This window comes from Streptomyces sp. NPDC002793 (assembly GCF_040295485.1).
Taxonomy (GTDB): Bacteria; Actinomycetota; Actinomycetes; order Streptomycetales; family Streptomycetaceae; genus Streptomyces.
The window spans coordinates 194,756-211,718 of record NZ_JBEOVL010000011.1 but is presented as its reverse complement, the minus strand read 5'-3'; the positions used below and the strand labels follow the sequence as shown (position 1 = coordinate 211,718).

Here is a 16,963-nt window from a genome sequence, read left to right as displayed (position 1 = left end):
CTTACTTGGCGCCGCCGGCCGCACCGCGGCGGATGCCGAGGCGGTCGACGAGCGCACGGAAGCGCTGGATGTCCTTCTTGGCCAGGTACTGAAGGAGGCGGCGACGCTGGCCGACCAGGATCAGCAGACCACGACGGGAGTGGTGGTCGTGCTTGTGCGTCTTGAGGTGCTCCGTCAGGTCCGAGATCCGGCGGGAGAGCATGGCGACCTGGACCTCGGGGGATCCGGTGTCACCCTCCTTCTGGGCGAACTCGGACATGATCTGCTTCTTCGTAGCGGCGTCGAGCGGCACGCGTACTCCTCTTGGTGTTCGATGCGCCCACGAGTGCCCCTGGTCTTGATCTCAGGAGAGCTTCCATGACTCGGAGGCGAAGGTCCGATGAGCGCAGCCCCCAGGATGTTCCGGGGACGCGTACACAAACGGCCACTGGTCAGAGTACCAGCCGTTCGGAGCGTCCCCGACGGGCGTCAGCTGGTGAGTGCCCGGATCGAGTGGTAGACGTCGAAGACGGCGAGGCACAGCGGCAGCAGCGTCAGGAGCACGCAGGCCTCGGCGATCTCCAGGAAGCGTCCCCAGAAGGGGGTGACTCCCTTGCGCGGCACGATCAGCCCGATGGCGGTGATCAGCGCGGCGACCCCGGCGACCGCTGCGGTCAGCCAGATCGTACGGATGTCGAGGCCCGTGGTGTCTCCGCCGAGCGCCTCCTTGATGAGGCCGATCGGCGGGTTGAGCGACAGCCCGAGGCCGAGGAGCACGAGCGCGGCGAGGCCCGCACCCAGGGCGCAGCCGACCTGGGCCGTGTAACGGAACAGGTGGGCGCGCATCAGCATCGCGACCCCGGTGGCGAGCGCCAGCAGCTGGCCCCAGACGTTGTCCGAGAAGCCGAGCACCGCGGCGGATCCCACGGCGACCAGCGCGCATCCGCCGACGAGGCCGAGGAGCAGCTCGTGGCCGCGCCGCGCCTGGGCGGTGATGCGCTCGGCGTCGACCGGGCCCTGCGGCGCCGGCTCGGACGTCCCGTAGTCACCGACGGTGGTGCGGGGCGGCTCGAAGCCGATCGGGAGACGGGCGAAGCGGGTGGAGAGCCCCGGCAGGAAGGCGAGGAGCCCCACCGACAGGGGCGCGCACACGGCCGCGGTCTCGGCCGGCTCCATGCCGGTGAGGATCGCCACGAAGGTCACCAGCACACCGATGACGGAGGCGAACACGAACGCGACGAACGTCCCGTCGCCTTCGGGTGCGGCGATCATGAGGATCACCGACGCCACCAGGACGGCGGCGCAGGCGAGCAGGAACTGCAGCCTGCCGATCCCCTGGCCGGCGCCGAGCGGCAGGAGCCCCGCTCCGGCGACGGCGGCGTTGGTGAGTGCGCCGATCCCCAGCGCGATGGACGAACCGCGGTCCGCGTAGACACGCGCGCGTACGCAGGCCAGCGCGAGGAGGAGCAGGGCGGTGACGCCGGCGAGGATGCCCGGCAGGCCGTGCATGTCGTGCCGGACGTCCGAGGTCCACAGCACGAAGCCGAGCAGGGCGAGCAGGACGGAGCCGCCGAAGAGCCCGGCCGAGCGCATGAGGCGGTCGCCCCAGAGGGTCCGGTCCCTCGCGACGGCCGTGGCGACGGCGTCGGAGACGTCGTCGAAGACGGCGGGGGGCAGCGACTCCGAGAAGGGGCGCAGCGACAGCAGCTCGCCGTCGAGGATGCGCAGGCCGGCCAGCGTACGGCCGCTGTCGAGGACGCTGCCGTCACGGCGCACCAGGTGGTAGCCGACCGGGGCGCCCTGGGCGGGGCTCTGTCCCGACAGCCGGAGGATCTCCGGGTAGAGGTCGGCGACGGGAACGTCCTCGGGCAGCGCCACGTCGACGCGGCTGTCGGGCGCGACGACCGTGACCCGGCAGAATCCGGTTCCGTTGCCGGCCGGAACTCCGGGACCCGGCCGTCCGGATCCGGTAGCCGCCGTTTGGGCCGTCATAGTCACGTGCTGCTCCCCCTCATGGTTCTCCTGGACCTCCTGATATACGCACCCCTGCGTCGCGGGCTCCGACTGCGTCCCGAATGACCCATTTTTTTGCGGTAGTTAGCGGATGCGTACACGCGTCGCGACACCCTACCGCCCTCGGGTCACCGGGTACGCCAGTAGGATCCTCCCGCGTACGGAACCCGTCGCCACGGGGGCGCCGATAGGAACAGTTCCGTCCGGCAAGGGAATTGGTGAGCTGTGAGCCAGATCGTCGTGAAGCGCCCACCGCGGGCCCTCCCCTCCGAAGTTCCGGGCGAGCAGGTGCAGTTGCAACCTCCGCCCGAGTTGCCCCGAGGGCAGCAGGAGGGGGTGATGATGCAGTTGCTGCCGATGCTCGGCATGGGTGGCTCCGTCGTCTTCTTCTTCATGACGCCGAACCCGATCATGCGGATCATGGGCATGATCATGATTGCGTCGACGGTCGCGATGGCGATCGCGATGATCATCCGCTTCCGTCGCGGCACCCAGGGCCAGCTCGCGGACATGCGGCGCGACTATCTGAAGTACCTGACCCAGACCCGGCGCGCCGTGCTGCGGACCGCTCGGCAGCAACGTGACGCGCAGTTCTATCTGCACCCGTCCCCGGAGCAGCTGTGGGCCCTCGTGGCCGAGGGCAGCCGGGTGTGGGAGCGCCGCGTGGGGGACGCCGACTTCGCGCACGTACGCATCGGTCTGGGCAGCCAGGAGCTCGCCACGCCGCTCGTCGCACCCGACACGGCTCCGGTCGACGAGCTGGAGCCGCTGACCGCCGGGGCGATGCAGCAGTTCCTGACGACGCACAGCACGCTGGACGGGCTGCCGATGGCGGTCTCGCTCCGCGCCTTCTACCACCTGACGATCAGCGGCGAGGCGGAGTCCGCGCGTGCCACGGCCCGCGCGATGGTCGGGGCACTCGCCTCGCTGCACTCCCCCGAGGACCTGGTCATCGCGGTCGCGACCGGCCCGGACGCCGCTCCTCGCTGGGAGTGGACGAAGTGGCTCCCGCACGTCCAGGTACCGGGTTCGACCGACGGCGCCGGAAGCCGCCGTCTGATCAGCACGAGCGTCGCCGAGCTGGAGGAGATGCTCGCCGGCCGCCTCGAAGGCCGGCCCCGCTTCCAGCCGGGTGGTCAGCCGATCCTCGACCAGCCGCACGTCGTCGTCGTGCTCGACGGCGAGTCCGTCCCGGCGACGTCGGTGCTCGCGTCGGCAGAGGGCCTCCAGGGCGTGTCGGTCGTCGAGATCGTCACCGGCCAGGTGAACGGAGCGCGCGGCGGCCTCTCCATCGTGGTCGACCCTCATTCGCTGCAGCTGGAGTCGGGCCACGGCCTGGTGTACGACGGTCTCCCCGACCTGCTGAGCCATGAGGCAGCGGAGGCACTGGCGCGCCAGCTGGCGCCGCTCCACGTGGCCTCGGGCGGGGACGACGACGAACCGCTGCTCGCCAATCTGGAGTTCACCGATCTGCTGAATCTCGGTGACGCGGCCTCGGTCGACGTCGCCCGGACCTGGCGGGCCCGCTCGCAGGCGGAGCGGCTCCGGGTCCCGATCGGCGTGGGCGAGGACGGCTCCCCGGTGATGCTGGACCTCAAGGAGGCGGCGCAGGAGGGAATGGGGCCGCACGGCCTGTGTGTCGGGGCCACCGGTTCCGGTAAGTCCGAACTGCTCCGCACGCTCGTGCTGGGCCTCGCCGTCACCCACACCTCGGAGACGCTGAACTTCGTCCTGGCCGACTTCAAGGGTGGTGCCACCTTCGCCGGTATGGCGCAGATGCCCCATGTGGCGGCGGTCATCACCAACCTCGCGGACGACCTGACGCTGGTCGACCGCATGGGCGACTCCATCAGCGGTGAGCTCAACCGCCGCCAGGAGATGCTGCGCGACGCGGGCAACTACGCCAACATCCACGACTACGAGAAGGCGCGGGCGGCGGGCGCCCCGCTGCAGCCCATCCCCTCGCTCGTCCTGGTCATCGACGAGTTCAGCGAGCTGCTGACCGCCAAGCCTGACTTCATCGAGATGTTCGTGCAGATCGGGCGTATCGGCCGTTCGCTGGGCGTCCATCTTCTGCTGGCCTCGCAGCGCCTCGAAGAGGGGCGGCTGCGCGGCCTGGAGACCTATCTGTCGTACCGGATCGGTCTGCGTACGTTCTCCGCGGGCGAGTCCCGCGCGGCGCTGGGCGTCCCCGACGCCTACCACCTGCCCAACGTGCCCGGCTCGGGCTATCTGAAGTACGGCACGGACGAGATGGTGCGCTTCAAGGCGGCGTACGTCTCCGGGGTGTACCGCTCGGGTGCCCGGCCGGCCGCGTCCTCCGGTCCGCTGCCGGTGGACCGGAGGCCCGTGGTGTTCACCGCGGCTCCGGTGCCGGTGCGTTACGTACAGCCCGCGGCGCAGACGGGCGTACCGGAAGCGCGCACGTCCGAGGACGACGCCCTGGCCGACACGGTGCTCGACGTGATCGTGCGCCGACTGGAGGGCCGGGGGGCCTCCGCGCACCAGGTGTGGCTGCCGCCGCTGGACAACCCGCCGTCGCTGGACGAGCTGCTGCCGGGGCTCTCCGCGGTCGAGGGACGCGGACTGACCCAGCCCGGGTTCGAGGGCTCGGGACGACTCGTCGTACCGCTGGGTGTGGTCGACAAGCCGTACGAGCAGCGTCGCGACACGCTCTACCGGGACTTCTCCGGCGCCGCCGGCCACATGCAGATCACCGGCGGCCCGCAGTCGGGCAAGTCCACGCTGCTGCGGACGCTCATCGCGGGCTTCGCCCTCACGCACACGCCCCAGGAGGTCCAGCTCTACGGGCTCGACTTCGGTGGTGGCGGCCTGTCCTCGGTCTCCGGCCTCCCCCACGTCGGCGGCATCGCGTCCCGCCTCGACCCCGAGCGGGTGCGTCGTACGGTCGCCGAGGTGTACGGGATCATGGCGCGCCGCGAGGAGTACTTCCGCAGCGCGGGCATCGACTCCATCGCCACCTTCCGCAGGCTGCGGGCGCGCGGCGAGATCTCGGTGACGGACCAGCCGTGGGGTGACGTCTTCCTGATCATCGACGGCTGGGGCAACTTCCGGACGGATTACGAGGCCCTGGAATCGGCGGCCATGGACATCGCTCAGCGGGGTCTCGGCTACGGCATCCACCTGATCGTCACGGCGTCGCGTTCCATGGAGGTCCGGGCCAACCTCAAGGACCACCTGATGAACCGGCTCGAACTGCGCCTCGGTGACGTCATGGACTCCGAACTGGACCGCAAGGCCGCGGTCAACGTACCCCCCGGTGTACCCGGGCGTGGCCTGACGCCGGAGAAGCTGCACTTCATGGCCGCGGTACCGCGGATCGACGGCATCAACTCCGACAGCGACCTCTCCGAGGCCACGGCGGCCATGAACCAGGAGGTCGCCCGGCACTGGACGGCGGCGCCCGCCCCCGCGGTCCGCCTCCTCCCCCGCGAACTCCCGGTCCACGAGCTGCCCGCGGGTTACGCGCAGCCTGAGCGGGGCATCGCGTTCGGAATCGACGAGAACAACCTGGAGCCGGTCTTCCTCGACTTCGAGCGGGACCCGTTCTTCCTGGTGTTCGGCGAGAGCGAGTCCGGCAAGTCCAATCTGCTGCGCCTGCTCATCAAGCAGCTGACCGAGCGGTACGACGGGAACGCCGCCAAGTTCTTCGTCATCGACAACCGACGGGCGCTCCTGGACGTCACCCCGGCGACGCACCTTGCGGAGTACGTGCCGATGTCCAACAACATGGAGCACCACGCGGACGCGCTGTACGACCTGATGAAGCGCCGTACTCCCTCGCCGGATGTCACGGCGCAGGAGCTGCGTGACCGCAGCTGGTGGAGCGGCCCCATGGTCTACGTGGTCGTCGACGACTACGACCTGGTCTCCACGTCCAGCGGGAACCCGCTGGCCAGGCTCACGGAGATGCTGCCGTTCGCCCGCGACGTCGGCGTGCGGTTCATCATCGCCCGCAGCACGGCGGGGGCGGGCCGCGCGCTGTACGAGCCCTTCATGCAGCGCATGCTGGAACTGGGGGCGCAGGGCCTGATGCTCTCCGGCGACCCCATCGAGGGAGACATCCTCGGCAACGTACGACCGCGCCCGATGCCCCCGGGGCGCGGGGTGTTCGTCACCCGACGCCGCGGGAATCCGCTGGTCCAGTCGGGGCTCATGGACGGGTAGCGGCAGGACGTCACGGCAGCGACGGGGCGGCGCGGTTTCACCGGTGCACGGTGGCACGCGCCGCCCCGTCACTACGTCTCTCCCCCTACGGGCAGCAGAGATTCCGAAAGTCCGGCATCGTCGGCACACACGGGAGGATCCACCCGTGGCATGGGCTGAGTGGGAGCAACTGAAGACCGACGCGGCCGCCAAGAGCGGCGCGCAGATGCAGCTCAACAAGGCCGGCCCAGGAGGCGGTGGCGGCAAGAAGGGTGACCTCACGGTCAACGACACCAACTTGTCGGGCGTCCGCGACGAGGCTTCGAAGCTGAACGGGCGCCTGTGGAAAGAGGCACGCGTAGCCGTCCCCACCAGCGAAACGGCGGCAGGCGGCCTCACCACCCAGGGGTTCGCACTCGGCGGCGCCCTCCAGCACGTGGCGGACCGGTGGGACGTGCAGACTTACGAGCTTGTCGAGGTCGCAGCCAAGACCGCTGGAGAGCGGTCCGGAAACCCATCGTCGAACATTGTCGCCTCTGTGGCATCCGCCGCAGAGAAGGGGTTACCAGTGCCGGCTCCAACACGCATTCATATATTGACGGCGAGGGAAATCCGGCAAAGCTCGAGGAGAAGAAAAAATAATGACGAAAAGCAAGGCTTGCATTTACGCAGCAAGTCTAGCTGCAGGTACAGCTTTGGCAGCGGGCGCCGCCTACCTGCTTGAGATACCTCCGTTCGAAGGAGTCGGGACCATCGAGGCCGGGGACGTCTGCGCAAATCTCGGACCATCAAGCAAAGTCGTCCCAGTGATCAGAAAAATGGCGCCACCAGAACCAAGTTACACGTTCATCGAACAACGAAATCAAGGGTCGGTAGACTTCTTCTTTTCCGCGTGTTCCGGCAAGACGGGCGACTCAGAGTTCCTGGCCACCAGAACCGAGGTCACCATGCTGGGCAACAGCATCTTCGAGTCCTGGAGCAATGGACCGGCAAGCAAGATGGTAGAAACAGTCGCCCCCAAGAACTTCGACCGATTCAACACCGACGCAGACACGTGGGGAGTCGTGTCAAAGAACAAGGCCGCTATAGTCACCCCTTGCTTAAGTCACGGCCATCAAGGCCTGACCACCATTGTCTTGCTGCGGGGTTCGGCAGAGCCGGAGGGAACCGCGGGCAGGTATCGCCAAGAGCTGATCGAACTGGCCACCAGTACCGCCAAATTCGCACACGAAGACGCTGGCTGCACCCTTCCTTTCAAGATCTGAGGGCGCAAGATGTGGGTGCCCTGCGGCAACAGGCTCGCCACCCAAAGCCCCTACATGCAGAAGGAGACGGACCCTGTCCACACTGATCGTGATCGCCTTGATCTTGGCTGTCGGACTCGTTGCCATGGGCTGCGTCAAGGCGGAACGGGTCCGGGGGTGGCGCACGTTTTCCAATCCTTCGGCGCCTGAAATTTCTGATTCCGTCTTTGTTCTCGCGCGCGTCGTTCTCTTCGGGACGGCAGCGGTCTGCGTCTTTTCGGGGTTCCGACTGCTGGCAGTCTCCGCAGATGCGGAGTGGAGCGATGACGAACTGTCCAGTGTAGTCAGCCAGGCCACGTCGGAGCTGCACGGCACTTCACGCTTCGGCGACACCTTCGGTGATGACAGCGGCTTCGATCAGGACATCGCGAAGATGATCGAGGAAGAGGTCATCGAGAACGGCGGCGGCGGTGCCCCGCAGAGCGGTGTGGACGCCGGCGCCGCGGCCGGCAACAAGCCCTCCGACGCCGACTACACGGTCCAGGCCGCGGGCGCGGACGGCGCCTTCTGCGTACACGTCGTACGCACGCGGTCGAAGGACGGGGACTACGAGCCCCCTGGCGTGGCAGGCGGCCCCGGCTCCGTGACTGTCCCGAGTCATGACTTCTCGGTGACGAGCCGCGAAGGCGCGTGCTGAGGTCACCGGCCACCAACGGCGATCCCGAACCGATCGCACTGATCGCACCGGCCGGGCCCGGAGCGCAGCACCGCCGCCGTGTACCCGGCCGTGGAGGACAGCGCGGGCGGAACCACACATTCCATCCTCGAATCGGTGAATGTCGAAATGGCAAGAGGCACTTTTTGGCCAGGCGGTCGCCAGGGTCGATCCGCCGCAAACGGTGCACGAACTACCTTTGCCATGCCCCTCACAGGCCCCTGAGACGTAGCCCGACGCCGGATCCGATACCGGCCGGGACAGTCGTCCGCAAGCCAACGAGGCCGGAATCTGTCGTACCCGGCCGCCGTACGCCTTGCTAACTTCCGTCACAGAGGCATCGCACAGTACATGTGAAAGGGCGGTACATGACCACCCCAGCTTCAGCGCCGAAGATCCCTCAGCTCTGGGTTCCTCTCCCCTCGGGGATCCATCCCAGCTGGCGTGAGATCGACGACCGCTCGGCCGCTTGGCTCGATCGATTCGGCCTCTACTCCGACCGGGCACAGCGCGAACGACTGACACGCATCTCCGTGGGTGAGATCACCAGCCGCGGCGCCCCCTCAGGGCGCGTCGCGGCGTTGCAGTGGACCTCGGACTTCCTGATGTGGCTCTTCGCCTTCGACGACGAGTTCTGCGACGAAGGGCCGGTCGCGGCATCCCCGGACGCCACTGTGCTCATCACCACCAAACTCCAACGCGTGGTGGACGTCCCCTGGGCGGCACCCACCGACGACAACTACAGCGTCGCCTTACGCGAGTTACGCCTGCGGCTCGACGACCTGACCTCACCCGTGCAGACCGCCCGCTGGGCCTCCAGCTTCCGTGCGTACCTGCAGGGCCAGATCTGGATGGCCGCCAACAGCGCCGAAGGGAGGATTCCCAGCCTCTCCGACCACCTGGCGGTCAGACTCGACTCCTCCGGAGTCAAGATCTTCTCCACCCTCAGCGAGATCATCCACGGATACGACCTCCCTGCGGCCGACTACGAGCGCCACGACATCCGGGGGTTCGTCGAGGTCTTCGCCTCGATCATCGGCTGGTCCAACGACCTGGTCTCGTACCACAAAGAACGCCAGCGCAGCCAAGAGGGATACGGAAACATCGTCGACCTCATCGCGCACGAACGAAACTGTTCACTCGACGAAGCGGTGCGCGAGACCGCGGTGATGCACACCCGCGCCATGGCTCTCTATCTCCGACTCCGCGACCAGATACTGCGCGACGCCGGGCCTGAACTCCGCCGATGGATCACGGACTGCGACTCCTGGATCCGCGCCGACTACGACTGGTCCCTGACCACCCACCGCTACGTCAATCCGGAGAACCCCGCCGACCTTCCCGCGGGCAGCGCCGCCTCGCCCTTCCAGGAACGGGAAGCGGACAATCCTTTGCCGATCGCCAGCATCGCTTGGTGGTGGAATCTGCTGAAGGGCTGACGGCGTCGTGTCTCAGACGTACGGCCGGCCGAGTGCGAGGCGCTCGAGCCAGGGATGACACGACACAGGTCAGGGTGGGCACCTCCCGTGCGTGCCCACCCTGACCTGCCTGCTCCGCTCCGCAGAGCGCTTTACTCGAAGTTGGCCCGCGCCCGCTTGTCGCCGCCCTGGTAGGCCGCGCCGGCGTCGCGTACCTTGCGGGAGATCTCGGTCAGGGCCTTCTCGATCGCCTCGGCGTCACGGTCCCAACCGGCCCGCGACTGGTCGTACGCCGTCTTGGCCTCGCCCACCCAGAGCTCGGACGCGCTGGCGACCACGCGCTTGATCGCCGCAAGGTCCTCCTGAAGCTGCCTGCTCTGCCGGTCGATGTCACCGGCGGCCTGCTCCAGGCTCGAGTAAGTGACAACCATCGTGCCGTCGTTGGTCGGCATACGGTCCTCCAGTTCAATCTAGTTCGATGTGATGGTCCGTACGCGGTACGGATGCCGGAAGGCTCAGAGAGAGTTGAGCGCCGAGGGCGGAGGGGTGATGGCAGCGGTCTTGGCCTCAGCGCCGGCCGAGTGACCTTCGACGACGTCGACACCCTGGAGGGCCGCCTTGATCTCGTCTTCGGTGTTACCCGAGATCACGCGCGCCGCCTTGATCGCTTCCTGGAAGTTGGCCAACCGGACGGCGATGTTGCCCATCCTCCGGTTGACTTCATCCTGCTTGGTGTTGAAGGCGGTGGCGCCAATACCCTTCCAAGCGCCTTCCAGGCTGTCGATCGTCCCCTGCAGGGTCTTGATCTGAGCCTTCACGGAGTCGAATCGCCTGCCGAGCTCATTCTCGATCTTGATGAGTGCATCATCTGAAAGCTTCTGATCTGCCATGGTGCTGGCTTCCCTTCTGGTGCTCTTCTTCGGTCCGGCATGAGAGCCGGGAGTGCGTATGAGGAACTACGGTCAGTCAGGCGCTACGGCGCCTGCGAGCCAGCAGGAAGCCGCCGACGCCGAGTGCGAGCACTACGGCCACTCCGCCGATGATCAGGCCGAGTTGACTGCCGTCACTCTTCTCCGTGCTGGAGCCTGCCATGGCTGCGTCCTCAGCCTTCTCCTTCTCCGCAGGCTGTGACGAAGCTGATGCCGATGCGGCGGGCGAGGCTGCGGAGCCGGACGTCTTCTCCTTGGTGAGGGGGCTGATGTCCGGGGCGCCAGGGGTGCCCGTGCCCTTGAGGATGTTGACAGCCGGGCGAATGATGCCGTGACCGAGATAGTTGCTGAGCGTGCCCTTCTCCCAGTCACCTCGCCCAGCAGTGTCGAAGAGGACGTTGAGGACCTGGTTCGCCGTCCACTCCGGGTGGGCGGACCAGATCAGGGCAGCGGCGGCCGATGTGATGGCTGTGGCCTGGCTGGTCCCGCCCTCAGAGGGGCAGTAATCCTGAAACTTCTCGTCGCACCACATTGGAATGCCATCGCCGGGTGCTGCGATATCTACGCTGCCTCCATGCTGGGAGTAGGCGGAGGCTCCACCACTACTGTCAGTTGCAGCGACGCCGACGACCTGCGGGTACGAAGCAGGGAACTGGTCTTTATTTCCCTGCTTCGCATTGTTCCCAGCCGCCGCGAACAACAGCTTCCCTTTGTCTTGCGCATACTCCACTGCTTCGCGCTCTTCGGGGGTCGAAAAATCGCTACCGAACGACATGCTGATGATCTGCGCATCACTATCCGCGGCAGAGCGAATGGCGTCTCGCGTGTCGTACGCGTTCACCGACTTTTCGTTCTGGAGAGCCGTGTCGGTGATTCGGAACGGGATGATCTTCGCTCCCGGAGCAAGGCCTTGCAGACCTCCTCCTTTGCCCGTCCCGGCGATCAACTCGGCCATCGTGGTGCCATGCCCACCGTTGTCGTCGTGCTCGTCACCGTCGGTCCCTGAGGCATCAGCCCCTTTGAGTACCTGCCCCTCCAAGGAAGGCGTCGAAGGGTTGACCCCGGAGTCGATGACAGCGACTTTGATGCCTTCTCCAGTGGTCGTCTTCCACATTTCTTCGGCATGCATGGGTCCGAGGTACCACTGTTTCGACTGCACATCTGCGGCAAACGCAGAGGGAGTAGCCCCAACAAGTCCCATGCTCAGCACAGCGGCCACCGTGCCGAGCAGGCGTCCACCCATTCCCAGAGGCACACGACGCATTCGGGTCTGGCTCATTACTGCTGTCATTCTGACTTCCGAACCTTCCGTGTACCTACTCGATCACCGGCGGTGCGGTACCCCGCCGGCCGGCCTCCCACGTCTCTCTGTCTTCCGTCAGGTAGTCCGGGCGGGGCGTGCCGTCGTCCTGGTCCTCGTCTCCGGAGTCCTTCCGACCCGCAGGGCCGCGTACAAGACCTGCGCCTCCAGCGGTGAAGCCCTTCGCGCCGGGGCCGAGCCGCACGGCGCCACCACGGGGTGTGCCCACAACTCCGCTGGTACTGGGAGTGCCTCGTCCACCGGAACGAGACGTGGTGCTCGCGCCGCCGGCTCCGACTACACCCCGCTGGCCGAAGGCACCAGCGCCGCCGGCCCGTCCCGTTCCTCCAGCTCCGATGACGTTGCCGCGAGCCACACCACGGGGGCCTCCGGACGTCCCTGCGCCTGGAACCGTGCGCTGCGGGGTCCCACCGACAATGCCGCCTTGGCCCGTACGCGGGCTGGTCGCTCCGGACGCACCTGCCTGGCCTACTGCTGTTGGCCTACCTCCAGTGACACCGGAACGGCCAGCCGTGGGGGTTTGTGGCCCGCCACCGCCACCAGAACGTCCGGTGGTTCCGGAGGCCGAGCCACCGTTCATAGGCGCCGGGCGCCCCACCGGAGCTCCGGTACGGCCGTTCGCTGAGGGACCGCCCCCCGAGGGGCCACTCGCTCTTGCCTGGCCAACAGCTCTGGGTGCGCCCGTTGCCGTTTGGGACGCCCGGGAGCTATTTGCCACGGGGCTCACAAAGCCGTTCGCCATGGGAGGAGTCGGGCCTCCCACAGGTGCCGCAGGACTCGTGGTCGGTACTGGAGATGGCGTAACCGGGGTAGCCGCCGCGGACGGCAGGGTGGCGACGCTGTTGATCTCTGTTGATGTGCCCTTATCCAAGACAGGCGCCACCGCCACGGGGGCCTCGTACCCACTGCCGTTCGCTGCGGGACCCTGGTTGCCGGTCGCTGTAGGACCCACCACGCTTCCAGAGCTTCCGCTGCCTGACGATGCGGAGCCTTCCGGCGAGTTCCCTGACCCAGGAGATGTGCCACCGTCGTAACTCTGCGGCCGAGGCATCGCCACATCGAGCTTCTTCTCGAACCGAGGCGGCTCCTGCGCCGCCAGGGTCTCCTCCGAGACCGCGTAGTACGACGCCAGCCGGTTGGCCTGGTTGATGGCCTCCTGGCGGTCCTTCTCGACCTTCACCGCCGCCTCGTACTCCGCGTTGCCCTCGACCCGCTTTGGGGTCTCGACCTCGTCGGGGGTCTTACGGACCAGGCGGCTGTCACGCGGGGGGAGAGAACTGCGTACGGAAGCGAGCCCCGTGCCCGCGACCGTGATCTGCGTACCTGCCACATCCGCGAAGTCGCCCAGCCTGTTGGCATGGGCGACCAGGCCGTTGCCCCAGTCGCGGAAGGAGGTGCCGGACTCGCCACGCCAGTCGACGCCCTTGATGAAGGTCCCCAGCTCCTCCGCCGCTTTCCTGATCGCGTCCCTGGCCTCCCAGAGTGCCTTGCCCGCTTCCTCGAGCTGCTCCGGCTTGGACTGCTCGATCAGATCGATCATGGCGTTGAGCTCATGGCCTTCGAAGGAGGTCCGCCCCGAGAGGCCGGAGCCCCCGAAGGCCTCCATCACGTTCTCCATCACACGGCCGACGTCCGTGACGACCAACTGCCCCTGAACGCGTCCCTCGTCCTGCTTCTGCTGTTGCGCAGGCGTCAGTTCCGGCTGCTTCTCGTCACTCATCAGCTGTCACCCAAGTCGTCGTAGGCAGAGCCGGTCCTGCTGTCGGAGCGAGGCTGCTCAGGCTGGTCCTTCTTCTCGCCCTGCGCCCGCTTCCGCTCTTCCTCCAAGTCCATCCGGATCTCGTGGAACCGCCGCCTGGTGTCGTCGTCGACGTTGTCGAAGCCGACCGCCGCCGCGTGCACACCGAGGCTCAGATACTCGATCTGGTCACCCAGGGACTTGGACAGTGTGACGAGCGATTCATGGACCCGGTTGTACTGGGTGTAAAGGCCATCCGCTTCTGCGAAGGATGTGTTCTGGCCGCTGAAGGCGCTGCGCGACACTTCCTGTGCCGCGATCTTCGATTTGCCGGCCGGTGAGCTCTCGAGGTTCGCCAGCAACGTGTTCACGCTTTTCTGGAACTTCTCCAAGGCGCCTACTCCGCGCCGGAGATCCCCTTCGCCTTCAGTCACGCTGCTGCCCTTCCCCGTTTCCCCGTTTGCTCAGTCCGTTTCGCGTTGCTATCGCACTCGCAGGAACAGCACTGAACCCATCACATCACTGTAGCCAATGGCACTGACAGGGCCAACTGTCTTGTCCATCACGTGACTTCCCGGACGTCGACGCCCGGCCCGCACCTCACGTACCGCTCGGCCGCCCACGACGCCGCCGGTCGCGCAGCGCGACGGCCGTGCCCGCGATGGCGGCGACCAGCACCCCGCCGCCGACCACGACGTAGGTCGCGAGGCGGGCGTTGCGCTCGTCGGCGGTCTCGCCCAGGTGGAGTGCGGCGGGGACCGGTGCCTCGCCCTTACTCACGCCTTCGTGTGCCACCGGCTTCTCGATGGGCTTGTCGTCCTCGGTCAAGGCGCGCACGGGGTCCACGACTCCCCAGCCGACCAGGTGGTCATGGCCCGCGGTCGAGCGTTCCGCCGTCTGTTCGATCTGGGCGACGATCTGCTCCTGCGTCCAGTCCTCGTGCTTGGCTTTGATGAGGGCCGCGACCCCGGCGACGTACGGGGCCGAGAAGCTGGTGCCGTTGTCCGAGCAGTGGCCTCCGCCCGGGACCGTGGAGATCATGTCCACGCCGGGGGCCGCGACGCCCACGAAGTCGCCGGACTGGGAGAAGGCCGCCCGTTCGTTGTTACGGTCCGACGAGGCGACGGCCAGCACACCGGCGTACGAGGCCGGGTAGGTCTTCTTGACCTTTCCGCCCAGTCCGTCGTTGCCGGCCGAGGCGACCACGACGATCTCCTTGGCCAGGGCCTCGTTCACCGCCTGTTCCAGGAGGGGCGTGGGCTTCACCGCGTTGGCCGTGTCCTGGGAGATGTTGATGACGTCCGCGTCCCCCTCGCCGGCGGCGTAACGGATGGCCTCTGCCAGTTTCTCCGCGGTCCCGTGGCCCTCGGCGTCGTTCTGCTGGATCGGGATGATCGTCGCGTCGGGGGCCAGGCCGGTGAATCCGGTGCCCTCCACCTCGCGCGCGGCGATGATGCCTGCGACCTTGGTGCCGTGGCCGACCACGTCGGTGGTGCCGTTCTCCTTGCCGCGCTCGATCTCCCTGCCGTCGTCGTCCTTGAGGTCCTTCGGCAGGAAGTTGCGGCCGCTCCCGGCGTCCACGGCCTTCGTCAGCTGGGGGTTCTTGACGTCGACGCCGGTGTCGATGACGGCCACCCGCACGCCCTTGCCCGTGGACTGCTCCCACAGTTCGTCCATCAGCACGCGTTGCAGCGCCCAAGGGCGGCCCGCGTACTTCTTCGACGGGAAGGTGCACTGGGTGGCGTCGTCCGCCGCCGCCGGCAGCGCCGGCAGCGTGACGAGGAGGACACCGGTGGCGGCAGCGGCCGTGAGCAGCCGTCGGCAGCGGATCGGAGTGGGGTGCGTGGTCACGTGGTCGCTCCTCACGAACCCTGCGGCTGACGTGCGGCACCCGTCGAGAGGCGAGGCCCCGTCGGCAGGAAGGCGGACCACGCGGCGGGGACCGGCGCGGGATCGACGTCCTTGTAACCGAGCCGGTTCTGCGCCTGCTGGGCCTCCTGCCGGCTCTGCTCCCTCTCCTTCTCCGTGCCGGACTCGCCGATGCCCGAGTCGTCCTGCACGCCGTCGCCGTTGGACTGCATGGCGTACCGCAGGCCGGTGTCGGTCACCAGGAAGAGAGGACCGGATTCGGGGCTGGACCCCTTGAACTGCCGGAAGAGCTGGCCGGATCCGGGGGTGACGTAAGCGCTGCTGGAGCCGGTGGGGAGCGTGGCGGGGAAGGCCGTGCCCGCCCAGGTGCTGAGCGTGGCGGCTCCGTCGTCCTCGGACACGCCGCGCAAGACGTTGCACACGGTGTTGCGGCTCCCGCTCGCCGTGCTCGCGGAGTTGACGGGTGTCGGCTCGCTCTTGGGCCAGTCCCGCTCCTGCCCGAACGCCTCACCTGGCTCGAAGGCGCCGGCGCTGACGGGCTTGGCCTTGCCGTCCTGGTCGAGGCTGACCAGGGCGCGGCTGCTGAGCAGGAGTTTGGCGACGAAGTCGGAGACCGGGGCGACCCTGCCCTGGAGGACCACGTACTGCTGGGTCCTGGTACCGGAGGTCGCCGCCAGGATCATGCCCACCCTGTTGTCCTCGGGCTGCAGCTTCCCCGGAACGCCCGCGTCGGTCCCGGGAGGTCCCTCGATGGCCGGGAAGGTCACCTTGTCGCCGGTGTGCAGGGTGGCGAGCCAGTCGCCGGAGACCCGCTGCGGGGTGCGGTCCTGGTCGACCAGGGTGCGCAGCAGCAGTTCGTCGTTCTCCACCGGGTACGCCTTGCCCGCGGCGTCGACGATGTAGCGGGTGCGGTCCGGCCCCGGGCCCTCGACGTACATCAGCTCGCCGCCGCGCAGCTTGCCCGTGCCCTCGGTCTTCTTCTGCTCGCGCTCGGCGAAGACGAAGGCTGCCTTCTGGATGGCCCGTCCGCCCTCTCCGGGCCGCTCGCAGACCGCCCAGCGCTTCGAGGAGCCGGCGTCGGACGTGCCGGGCAGGCGGTCCGGGGCGTACGGGATGCCGAGGGTCGCCCCGTGCGGGATCTTGCCGCTGTCGAGGACCGATTCGTCGACGTTGACGACCTTCCCCTTGTCCGGGGCGAGGAGGAGCTTGGCGCTGGACATGTTGAGCACCGGGTGGAGCTGCGTCTTGCCGTCGGTCTTCAACACCACATAGCGGGTGGTGGATTTGCTGGCGATGATGACGTTCTCATAGGGGGTGTCCCATTCCTGGGGCGCAACCGGCTTGAACATCCCCCACGCCCCGAACACCGCGAGGACGACCACGCCGACGATCGCTCCCGGCACCACCGCCCGGAGCGGGCGCGGGGCGCCCTCCTCCGAGCCGGACGGGTGGGGCTGCAGGAACTGTGCGACCAACCTCCGCTTCGCGAAGGTGTAGGCATTGAGTTCGTCCCGCCGTGATGCCATGTGCGCGCTGCCCCTTCTCCCCAGTGGGCGACCAGGTTCCCACA

13 protein-coding genes are annotated in these 16,963 nt (G+C 67.7%); 5 read left to right on the top strand and 8 right to left on the bottom strand.

Annotation, left to right across the window (positions count from 1 at the left end; translation table 11 throughout):
• Position 1 precedes the first annotated feature (1 nt).
• Positions 2-292: a 30S ribosomal protein S15 gene (rpsO, locus tag ABT001_RS13850; protein ID WP_003965855.1), complete on the bottom strand. Its 291-nt coding sequence runs from the start codon at positions 290-292 to the stop codon at positions 2-4.
• A gap of 176 nt (positions 293-468) precedes the next feature.
• Positions 469-1,971, bottom strand: coding sequence for a type VII secretion integral membrane protein EccD (gene eccD, locus ABT001_RS13845; protein WP_351276355.1), 1,503 nt, complete (start codon positions 1,969-1,971; stop codon positions 469-471).
• Positions 1,972-2,217: 246 nt separating this feature from the next.
• Between eccD and eccCa the strand changes: the two genes are divergently transcribed.
• From eccCa to ABT001_RS13820, 5 genes are all read left to right on the top strand, one after another.
• Positions 2,218-6,180 (top strand): type VII secretion protein EccCa, encoded by a 3,963-nt coding sequence (gene eccCa, locus ABT001_RS13840; protein ID WP_351276353.1) that lies wholly within the window; start codon positions 2,218-2,220, stop codon positions 6,178-6,180.
• A 145-nt stretch (positions 6,181-6,325) separates the two neighbouring features.
• Positions 6,326-6,883: a hypothetical protein gene (locus tag ABT001_RS13835; RefSeq protein ID WP_351276351.1), complete on the top strand. Its 558-nt coding sequence runs from the start codon at positions 6,326-6,328 to the stop codon at positions 6,881-6,883.
• The gene (locus ABT001_RS13830; RefSeq protein WP_351276349.1) at positions 6,801-7,424 is read left to right on the top strand and encodes a hypothetical protein; all 624 of its coding nucleotides are present in this window, start codon (positions 6,801-6,803) and stop codon (positions 7,422-7,424) included. The genes ABT001_RS13835 and ABT001_RS13830 overlap by 83 nt, the downstream gene beginning before the upstream one ends.
• Before the next feature lie 88 nt (positions 7,425-7,512).
• Positions 7,513-8,100, top strand: coding sequence for a hypothetical protein (locus ABT001_RS13825; RefSeq protein WP_351276347.1), 588 nt, complete (start codon positions 7,513-7,515; stop codon positions 8,098-8,100).
• A 386-nt stretch (positions 8,101-8,486) separates the two neighbouring features.
• A complete protein-coding gene (locus ABT001_RS13820; RefSeq protein ID WP_351276345.1) occupies positions 8,487-9,557 on the top strand; it encodes a (+)-(1(10)E,4E,6S,7R)-germacradien-6-ol synthase in 1,071 nt (356 codons plus the stop codon).
• 131 nt (positions 9,558-9,688) lie between these two features.
• On the opposite strand, the gene ABT001_RS13815 is transcribed toward ABT001_RS13820, so the two are convergent.
• From ABT001_RS13815 to eccB, 6 genes are all read right to left on the bottom strand, one after another.
• On the bottom strand, positions 9,689-9,988 hold the full coding sequence (locus tag ABT001_RS13815) for a WXG100 family type VII secretion target (RefSeq protein WP_351276343.1): 300 nt from the start codon (positions 9,986-9,988) through the stop codon (positions 9,689-9,691).
• Positions 9,989-10,051: 63 nt separating this feature from the next.
• A complete protein-coding gene (locus ABT001_RS13810) occupies positions 10,052-10,426 on the bottom strand; it encodes a WXG100 family type VII secretion target (RefSeq protein ID WP_351276341.1) in 375 nt (124 codons plus the stop codon).
• A 76-nt stretch (positions 10,427-10,502) separates the two neighbouring features.
• The gene (locus ABT001_RS13805; protein ID WP_502967466.1) at positions 10,503-11,756 is read right to left on the bottom strand and encodes a S8 family serine peptidase; all 1,254 of its coding nucleotides are present in this window, start codon (positions 11,754-11,756) and stop codon (positions 10,503-10,505) included.
• Positions 11,757-13,505: 1,749 nt separating this feature from the next.
• Positions 13,506-13,958 (bottom strand): DUF2563 family protein, encoded by a 453-nt coding sequence (locus tag ABT001_RS13800; protein WP_502967465.1) that lies wholly within the window; start codon positions 13,956-13,958, stop codon positions 13,506-13,508.
• Between the two features lie 166 nt (positions 13,959-14,124).
• Positions 14,125-15,375, bottom strand: coding sequence for a type VII secretion-associated serine protease mycosin (mycP, locus tag ABT001_RS13795; protein ID WP_351276335.1), 1,251 nt, complete (start codon positions 15,373-15,375; stop codon positions 14,125-14,127).
• A gap of 11 nt (positions 15,376-15,386) precedes the next feature.
• Positions 15,387-16,919: a type VII secretion protein EccB gene (gene eccB, locus ABT001_RS13790; protein WP_351276333.1), complete on the bottom strand. Its 1,533-nt coding sequence runs from the start codon at positions 16,917-16,919 to the stop codon at positions 15,387-15,389.
• Positions 16,920-16,963 lie beyond the last annotated feature (44 nt).

Bases quoted from the DNA above. Each gene is read 5' to 3' on its own strand.
- eccD (WP_351276355.1), bottom strand. From the start codon at position 1,971: ATGACGGCCCAAACGGCGGCTACCGGATCCGGACGGCCGGGTCCCGGA.
- ABT001_RS13830 (WP_351276349.1), top strand. From the start codon at position 6,801: ATGACGAAAAGCAAGGCTTGCATTTACGCAGCAAGTCTAGCTGCAGGT.
- ABT001_RS13820 (WP_351276345.1), top strand. From the start codon at position 8,487: ATGACCACCCCAGCTTCAGCGCCGAAGATCCCTCAGCTCTGGGTTCCT.
- ABT001_RS13815 (WP_351276343.1), bottom strand. From the start codon at position 9,988: ATGCCGACCAACGACGGCACGATGGTTGTCACTTACTCGAGCCTGGAG.
- ABT001_RS13810 (WP_351276341.1), bottom strand. From the start codon at position 10,426: ATGGCAGATCAGAAGCTTTCAGATGATGCACTCATCAAGATCGAGAAT.
- ABT001_RS13805 (WP_502967466.1), bottom strand. From the start codon at position 11,756: ATGACAGCAGTAATGAGCCAGACCCGAATGCGTCGTGTGCCTCTGGGA.
- eccB (WP_351276333.1), bottom strand. From the start codon at position 16,919: ATGGCATCACGGCGGGACGAACTCAATGCCTACACCTTCGCGAAGCGG.